Annotated in this window: 7 protein-coding genes and 1 pseudogene; 6 read left to right on the forward strand and 2 right to left on the reverse strand. The window is 63.7% G+C overall.

Features of this window, described 5'->3' with window-relative positions; all coding sequences use genetic code 11:
• The first annotated feature begins 157 nt into the window (after positions 1-157).
• A complete protein-coding gene (locus EN914_RS15450; RefSeq protein ID WP_024502508.1) occupies positions 158-1,132 on the forward strand; it encodes an ABC transporter ATP-binding protein in 975 nt (324 codons plus the stop codon).
• Positions 1,133-1,180: 48 nt separating this feature from the next.
• The gene (locus EN914_RS15455; protein WP_050580436.1) at positions 1,181-3,208 is read left to right on the forward strand and encodes a CocE/NonD family hydrolase; all 2,028 of its coding nucleotides are present in this window, start codon (positions 1,181-1,183) and stop codon (positions 3,206-3,208) included.
• Positions 3,209-3,225: 17 nt separating this feature from the next.
• Here EN914_RS15455 and EN914_RS15460 read toward each other — a convergent pair whose 3' ends face one another.
• On the reverse strand, positions 3,226-4,128 hold the full coding sequence (locus EN914_RS15460; RefSeq protein ID WP_024502506.1) for a LysR family transcriptional regulator: 903 nt from the start codon (positions 4,126-4,128) through the stop codon (positions 3,226-3,228).
• A 102-nt stretch (positions 4,129-4,230) separates the two neighbouring features.
• Between EN914_RS15460 and EN914_RS15465 the strand changes: the two genes are divergently transcribed.
• From EN914_RS15465 to EN914_RS15475, 3 genes are all read left to right on the forward strand, one after another.
• A complete protein-coding gene (locus EN914_RS15465; protein ID WP_024502505.1) occupies positions 4,231-5,220 on the forward strand; it encodes a zinc-dependent alcohol dehydrogenase family protein in 990 nt (329 codons plus the stop codon).
• Positions 5,221-5,432: 212 nt separating this feature from the next.
• Positions 5,433-5,735 (forward strand): zf-TFIIB domain-containing protein, encoded by a 303-nt coding sequence (locus EN914_RS15470; protein ID WP_024502504.1) that lies wholly within the window; start codon positions 5,433-5,435, stop codon positions 5,733-5,735.
• A 73-nt stretch (positions 5,736-5,808) separates the two neighbouring features.
• Positions 5,809-6,795 (forward strand): Tim44 domain-containing protein, encoded by a 987-nt coding sequence (locus tag EN914_RS15475; protein ID WP_024502503.1) that lies wholly within the window; start codon positions 5,809-5,811, stop codon positions 6,793-6,795.
• Between the two features lie 41 nt (positions 6,796-6,836).
• On the opposite strand, the gene EN914_RS15480 is transcribed toward EN914_RS15475, so the two are convergent.
• Positions 6,837-7,934 carry a lactonase family protein gene (locus tag EN914_RS15480; RefSeq protein WP_024502502.1) on the reverse strand — a complete coding sequence of 366 codons (1,098 nt, stop codon included), beginning with the start codon at positions 7,932-7,934 and terminating at the stop codon, positions 6,837-6,839.
• A 199-nt stretch (positions 7,935-8,133) separates the two neighbouring features.
• Between EN914_RS15480 and EN914_RS15485 the strand changes: the two are divergent.
• A pseudogene (locus EN914_RS15485) lies at positions 8,134-8,344 on the forward strand (amine oxidase); the annotation flags it as partial.

The following is an 8,344-nucleotide window of genomic DNA, read 5'->3' on the forward strand; positions in this document are numbered from 1 at the left end:
TGCCGGACCTGCGCCGCCGACCAAGCGGCTGCGTCTTCCAGCCGCGCTGCGATCGCGCCGACGCCCAATGCCTGACGACGCCTCCCAGCGCCCCTGTCGGCGGATCTCATATCGCCCATTGCTGGCACTCGGACGTTCCACTGGGGGCCATGGGCGCATGAACGAAGACCTGCTCCGTGTCAGCGACCTGCGCGTCTCGTTCCGGGTTGGCGGCCTGTCCGCCAGGCTCGCGGGGCGGGCCACCGAAATCGAAGCGGTCTCCGGCGTCAGCTTCACGCTTCAACGAGGCAGCACCTTCGCGCTGGTCGGCGAATCCGGCTCGGGCAAGACGACGCTGGCGCGCACCCTCAACGGTCTTCAGCCGGTGAAAGCAGGCACGATCGTGTTCGAAGGACAGGAACTGCAAGGCCTGTCCAACGCCGCGATGAAACCGGTGCGGCGGCGCATGCCGATGATGTTCCAGGATCCGGTCGGATCGCTGTCGCCGCGGCTCAGCGTGCGCTCGCTGCTGTCGGAGCCTTTCGTCATCCACGGTTTGTCGGATCGCGATCTCAACGCTGAAGTCACACGGCTTCTTGCGCTGGTCGGGCTGCCGCGCGATTTAGCCGACCGCTACCCGCACCAGCTATCCGGCGGCCAGGCGCGCCGCGTCGGCGTTGCGCGGGCGATCGCGCTGGACCCGGTGCTGGTCGTCGCCGACGAGCCGACCGCCGGCCTCGACGTCTCCGTGCAGGGAGAGGTGCTGAACCTGCTCAACGACCTGCGCGACCGCATGGGCCTGTCGATGCTGATCATCACCCACAATCTGCATGTCGTGCGCCAGATCGCCGACCGCATGGCGGTGATGTATCTCGGGCGCTTCGTCGAGCAGGGCGAAACCGAAGCGATCTTCCGTGCCCCGCATCATCCCTATACGGCGGCCCTTCTGTCCGCCAACCCCGAGCCCGATCCAGATCGGGTGCACCAGCGCATCACGCTGCCGGCTGACGTTCCGTCCTTGCTGGCGCGCCCCTCAGGCTGCGAGTTTCACACACGCTGCCCGCAGGCCGAGGGCCGTTGCGCGCTGGATGTCCCCGTCCCGGCCTCGGTCGGCGACAGCCGTCTAACCTGCCATTTCCCGCTGAACACATAAGGATCGCCACCGGCGCAAGTGTCGGCCGGGGCGTTGAGAGGAGCCGCCATGCAAGATATCCGCATCGTCACCGATTTCCCGCGCAAAATCCGCGAGATCGAGAATTTGTGGATTCCGATGCCGGATGGCGTCAAGCTGGCGGCGCGTGTCTGGCTGCCGGAAGACGCGGAGAGCGATCCCGTGCCAGCGATCCTCGAATATTTGCCCTATCGCAAGCGTGACGGAACGGTGGAGCGCGATGCGCTGACGCATCCCTATTTCGCCGGTCACGGCTATGCCGGCGTGCGGGTCGACATGCGCGGCTCGGGCGACAGCGAAGGACTGTGCAAGGGTGAGTATCTGAAACAGGAGCAGGATGACTGCCTGGTGGTCATCGAATGGCTGGCGAGGCAATCCTGGTGCTCGGGAAGCGTCGGCATGATCGGCATCAGCTGGGGCGGCTTCAACGGGCTGCAGGTCGCGGCCCGCCGGCCGCCGGCGCTGAAAGCCGTCGTTTCGCTGTGCTCGACCGACGACCGCTATAACGACGACGTGCATTATCTCGGCGGCGCGATGATGTGCGACAATCTGATGTGGGGAACCACCGCCTGGGCCATCGCCATGACCCCGCCCGACCCGCTCATTGTCGGCGACCGCTGGCGCGATCTTTGGAAACAACGGCTGAATGGCAATGGCATCTGGATGCAGGACTGGTTTGAACACCAGCGCCGCGACGATTTCTACAAGCACGGTTCGATCTGCGAGGATTATTCCGATGTCGAAATCCCGGTCTACGCCGTCGGCGGCTGGGCCGACGGTTACCCCAATCCGATCTTCCGGATGCTGGAAAAGCTAAGCGGTCCCCGCAAAGGGCTGATTGGACCCTGGGGCCACAAATATCCGCACTTCGCCATGCCAGGACCTCGCATCGGCTTCCTGCAGGAGTGCCTGCGCTGGTGGGATCAATATCTCAAGGGCATAAACACCGGCATTGCCGACGAGCCGATGCTGCGCGCCTGGATTCAAGATCCCGCACGGCCGGCGGCGATCTATGACGAGCGGCCCGGCCGCTGGGTCGCCGAGCCGGCTTGGCCGGGGCCGGGGGTCGGCGAAAAGGTGCTGAACCTTGCGCCGCATGTGCTGAGCGAGGCCAGGGGCGAAGACACGATCCTGGAGATTTCATCGCCGCAGACGGCCGGCCTGTCGTCCGGCGCCTGGTGCGGTTATGGCCTCATGCCTACCTTGCCGGTCGACCAACGCACGGAAGAAGGCAATGCCCTGATCTTCGAGACGGCGCCGTTGACCGAAGCGGTCGAGATCCTCGGTTTTCCCGAATTCGAGGTCAAGCTCTCCTCCGACAAGCCGGTTGCGCTTCTGTCCGCCACGCTGTCGCAAGTGTTCCCGGAAGGTGCTGCCTCGCGCATCAGCTACGGCATCCTCAATCTGAGCCATCGCAACGATGATCTGGACATCGTACCCATGGTGCCGGGCCGGGCGGAGACCGTCCGCATCAAGCTGCGCTGTTGCGGGCAGCGTTTCGAGGCTGGCGAGCGTATCCGGCTGGCACTGGCGACATCGCATTGGCCGATCGTCTTTCCGACCGCCGAGCAGGCGACGCTGTCGATCCATTGCGGCGACAGCCGGCTGATCCTGCCGGTGCGCGCGCCGCAGAAGCTGGACGACACGCTGGGGGCCTTCCTGGCTCCGGAAAGCGCCGCGCCGATGGAACAGGAGGTTTTGGCCAAGGGCGACGGTTTTCAGCGCTCGGTTTCGACAGACCAGGTCACCAGCGAGACCGTCTACCAGGTCGTCAATGATGGCGGCACGGTGCGGCATCCGCATACGGGAATCGTCCTTTCAGCGAAGCATGTCGACCGGTTCTCCATTCACCCCGACGACCCGACCTCGGCGGTCGGCACCTGCACCTGGGAAAAATCCTATGGCCGCGGCGACTGGCAGGCGCGCCTTTCAGTGACGGCGACGGTGTGCGCGCTGCGCGACGTCTGGCGGATCGAGACCCACATCACTGCCCATGACCGAGACGAGCGGATCGTCGACCGCAGCGAGGTCAAGGAGTATCGGCGCGATCTCAACTGAGCGGCGGCGATTGTCAATCAGGCCATCGATTTCGGCAAGGCGACGGCCAGCGCATCGACGGCCAGCCGCACCTTCAGCGGCAGATGCGGTGTCTGCAGCCAAAGCGCGTGGCAGTCGTAGAGATATCGCGGCTGGTCCGGCAACAGCGCCATCAGCGCGCCGGCCTGAATGCGGTCGCGTACCAGCCACCAGGGCAGCCAGGCCAGCCCCATGCCGTCGGCGGCCGCGTCAGCGATGGCATCGAGATCGTCGAGCCGCAGCCGTCCGGTTGGCGTGATCTCGAGCGTGGGTTGCCCCTCGCGCACAAACAACCACGGCTGAACGACCTGGCCGAGCCGGCGGTAGACAATCGCCTGATGGTCGGCGAGATCCTCGATCCGCTGCGGCTCGCCATGAATTCTGAGATAAGAGGGTGCCGCGCAGACGACCATGCCCTGACGTGCGACGCGACGCGCAATCACCCCCGCCTTGTCGTCAAGAGTGCCGGTGCGGATGGCGAGATCGTAGCCGTCCTCGGCAAGATCCGCGAAGCGGTCGGTGAGCGACAGGTCGAGTTCCAGCATCGGATATTGACGAGCCAGCTTCAGCAACACGGGGGTCACGCAATGGCGCCCGAAATGCGCCGGCATGGTGACCCGCAGTTTTCCACGTGGCTCCGAAAACTGTTCGGCGGCGAGCGCATCGGCGGCTTCGGCCTCGGCCAGCACCACCCGACAGCGTTCATAGTAAGCGCGGCCGAAGTCGGTCAGGCTCTGCCGTCGCGTGGTCCGGTTGAGCAGCCGCACGCCCAGCCGCTCCTCGATAAACCGGACATGCTTGCCGACCATCGGTCCGGAGAGGTCGAGCGCGACCGCCGCGGCCGCGAACGAGCCGAGATCGACCGCCTTGACGAACACGGCCATGCTCTCAAGCCGATCCATATTCGGAACACCTGGTTTCTACTGTTCTTCTCCTACAGCCATTTATCCTCGACAAGACCGGCTGCATAGCTCATTCGGTTCTGATGATTTGGAGTATCCCGAATGACACGCGTAGTTCGCTTTCACCAACATGGTGGTCCCGAGGTTCTGCGCATCGAGGATGTCGCGCTTTCCCCACCGGGTTCGGGCGAAGTTCAAATCCGGGTCAAGGCACTCGGCCTCAATCGCGCCGAAGCGCTGCTGCGCGCGGCTTCCTATATCGAGACGCCGACGCTCCCCTCGGGGCTTGGTCTTGAAGCGGCGGGCGTCATCGAGGCTATTGGTGTCGGCGTGAAGGATTTCGCGCCGGGCGACAGCGTCAGTGTCATCCCGCCGCAATCGATGATCCGCTGGCCGGCCTATGGCGAGTTTGCCACCTACCCCGCCGGACTTGTCGTCAAGCATCCGCCGTCGCTCGACTGGCAGACGGCAGCGGCCGTCTGGATGCAGTATCTCACCGCCTATGGCGCGCTGATCGATATCGCCGGGCTGCACAGCGGAGACCACGTGGTGATCACCGCAGCCTCGAGCAGCGTCGGGCTTGCGGCAATCCAGATCGCCAACAGGGTCGGTGCAACAGCGATTGCGGTGACGCGGACATCGGCGAAGAGGCAGGCCCTGCTCGATGCCGGCGCGGCTGAAGTCGTCACCTTGGCCGAGGAGGATTTGGCGGCACGGCTGAATGAGATCGCAGGGCCTGAAGGCGTGCGCGTCGTGTTCGATGCGGTCGGCGGCCCGATCTTCGAGCCACTCACAGCGGCCATGTCGCGTGGCGGCATCCTCATCGAATATGGCGGTCTCAGCCGCGAGCCGACGCCATTCCCGCTGCCAGCGGTGCTGAGCAAGACGCTGACACTGCGCGGCTACCTCGTCCACGAGATCACCGGCAACCCTGTGAAACTCGAGGCCGCCAAGGCGTTTATCGTCGAAGGTCTGGAGCACGGAACGCTGAGGCCGCTCATCGACAGGACCTTCGCGTTCGACCAAATCGTCGAGGCGCACCGCTACCTGGAGTCGAACGAGCAGTTCGGCAAGATCGTAGTGACGATTTGAATCGTGGTGACTGCCTGAGCAACGCTGGCGAACAAATCATTCTTGCAGGGCAATATCGACCTTGAAGCCGCGGCTTTGCATCCCTAACTGTTCGGTGCGGGCCGGGCCCCTCTGACTGTCGCTTTTGGCGATTGTGATGTCGGACCGCTTTAACGGGCCCGTTTCCATTCTTTCGGTCAAGCGGGCTCATTCCTTTCGGTTTGGAGCCCCGTATGACATCTACTTCCCTCCTCGGTATGGTTTGCCCCTCCTGCCGCGTCGCGCTCGTGATGAGCGAACGCCAGGGTATCGAAATCGATTACTGTCCGCAGTGCCGCGGCGTCTGGCTTGATCGAGGAGAACTCGACAAGATCATCGAGCGTTCCGGCAGGGAAGCGGCGCCCGCACCGCAGCCACAGCCGGCAGCATTCTCCCAGCCACAACATGGCCAGAGCCGCGATGACGATTATTCCCGCTCGCACGGTCACCGCTATCCGAAGCGGAAGAAATCATTCTTCGAAGAGTTGTTCGACTGACCGCATGACGCCCGACATCCAGGCCGGCGCTTGCTGAAACTTCCGAAACCACATCGACAAAGGTTCATCTCCGATGATTTCCCGCACCAGCCGATTTGCAGCTCTCTTTGCAGGACTGTTCCTTGCATTCTCCATGGTTGCGATGGACCATGCCGAGGCCCGTCGTGGCGGCAGTTTCGGCAGTCGTGGCATGCGTACGTTCCAATCGGCACCGCCGACCAGGACGGCCCCAGCACCGGCCGCTCCGGTCGAGCGGTCGATGACGCCCAACACCGGTGTGAACAACGCGGCCCGGCAGCCGCAGGCCGGCCTGCAGAGGCCCGGCTTCATGAGCGGTTTCGGTGGAACGATGATGCGCGGCCTGTTGCTCGGCGGCCTGTTCGGCCTGCTTCTGGGTCAGGGCTTCGGCGGCCTGGCCGGCATGTTCGGTTTCCTGCTTCAGGCCTTGCTGATCGGTGGCGCGATCATGCTGGCCATCAGGTTCTTCCGCTCGCAATCCGCGCGCGGCCCCGCGCCGGCGCTCGCCGGTGCCGGCAATGCCCAGGCTTCGCGATTTGAGAACCGCTCAACGGCAGGGCAGCAGACTGCAGGCTCCTTCACAATTCCCGGTTTCGGCGGCGGTTCAGGTGGAGGCTCTCCGGCCGCCGCCTCCGAGGAGATCACGCTGGCCCAGACGGATCTCGACGCATTCCAGCAGCTGCTGACCGATGTCCAGGAAGCATTCGGGCGCGAAGACCATGTCGCTCTGCGCCGGGCGGTTACACCCGAAATGGTATCCTATCTGTCGGAAGAGTTGGCCGACAATACCCAGAAAGGTCTCAGGAACGAAGTGACTGATATCACCTTGCTGCAGGCCGACATCGCGGAAAGCTGGCGCGAGGATGAGCGCGACTACGCCACGGCCGCCTTGCGCTACGAATCTCGTGACGTGACGCGCGAACGGGCCAGCGGCAAAATCGTCGCGGGCGACGATGGTCATCCGACAGAGACGACCGAGCTGTGGACTTTCGTGCGTGAGAATGGATCGAACTGGAAGCTCTCGGCAATACAACAGGCTTGAGCCTCGGGCGATTTTTTCCGAGGTTTCGCAGTTGTGGGCGTTCAGCGCACGATCTTGACGCACATCGGCGTGCCGATCTCGATGGCGCGCCCGGTGTCGGTCAGTATGCCGCTGTCGGCGTCGCGGGCGAAGATCGAAATGCGGTCGCCATTCTGGTTGGCGGAAAACAGATGGCCGCCTGACGGCGTCAGCGCCAGGTTACGCGGGGTCGCGCCGCCGCAAGGGACATAGCCGACGAGGCTGAGCGATCCTGTCTGCTGGTCGACCGCCATGATGACGACGCTGTCATGGCCGCGGTTGGAGCCGTAGACAAAACGGCCATCCGGTGAGATCTGGATATCGGCGCAGTGGTTGCTGTCGCGTGCCTCGGCCGGCACCGCCGGCTTTGCGTCGATGATCGAGAGCTTGCCGGTGGCTTCATCCAGCGTCATCGACACGATGGTCGAATCCAGTTCGTTCATGACGAAGACGAAGCGTCCGTTCGGATGCAGTGCGAGGTGGCGTGGACCGGCGCCGGATGGCAAAGCGGATTCGGTTAGCTTGGCCAGATTGCCCTCGCGCTCGATCCGGTAAGACACCAGCCGGTCGATGCCGAGGTCGGCGACGATGGCTGTTCCCCCGCCGATGGTTTCGGTGACGCTGTGTGCATGCGAGCGTTCCTGCCGCGCCACATTCGGGCCGCTGCCCTCATGCGAAACGCTGGCGAGCGGCGCCGACAAGGCGCCGTTCTCTTCGAAGCCATAGACAGCCACCGCGCGATCCGGGCCGCCCTCGCCCATGCCGTAATTGGCGACCAGCAGTTTTGTCCCGTCGCGGGTGATGGTGTTGTGGGCGGCTATGCTGCCGAGCGACGGTTGCTTGTTCAGATAAATGAGCGTCCCCGAAGCTCGATCGAAGCTGTAAGCTGAGACGGTGCCCTCGCGCCAGGTGAACACTTCCGAGTTGGCGTAGATCCGCGAGCCGTCCGGTGTCACCGAGAGGAAGGTCGGATTGTCGACGTCGTTGGTCTCGGCCAGTTTTCGTGTTTCCAGCGTCGTCTCGTCAAAGCTGTAGACGCTGAGGCCGACGCCCCGAGCGCCCTGAAAATACGGCGCCTCGCGGTTCAGGCTGCCGACAAAGACCAGACAATTCTCGCGCATGATTTCCTCCCCTACCCGCCTGCGCTTTGGCGCGCGGGAGCAGCCAAAATTTCGCCTGTTCACGCTTGCAACGCAACCCCATATGTGAAAATACTATTTACAAAAGAAGATTGACGGGAGGAGACGTCTTGTATTTCGACGCCTTGATGCGTTTTCCGATAGCTGTGACGTGCCCCATGCAGGTCTGGCGATGCCGACCATGAACGATTTCGCACCTACCGTCGGCGTCGCCTCGACGCATCCCAAGAACATGCCCGGAGATCACGCCGCGCTGCCGGTGTGGAATGCCGAGAACTGGTTCTACGAAGACTGGCCCGTCGGCCAGAAGATCCGCTCGTTGCGGCGCACAATGGCCGAAGGCGACAGCCATTTGTTCAACACGCTGGTGCTCGACATCCACCCCTATGTGC

Source organism: Mesorhizobium sp. M7A.F.Ca.CA.001.08.2.1, from assembly GCF_003998455.1.
GTDB classification, from domain to species: Bacteria; Pseudomonadota; Alphaproteobacteria; order Rhizobiales; family Rhizobiaceae; genus Mesorhizobium; species Mesorhizobium ciceri.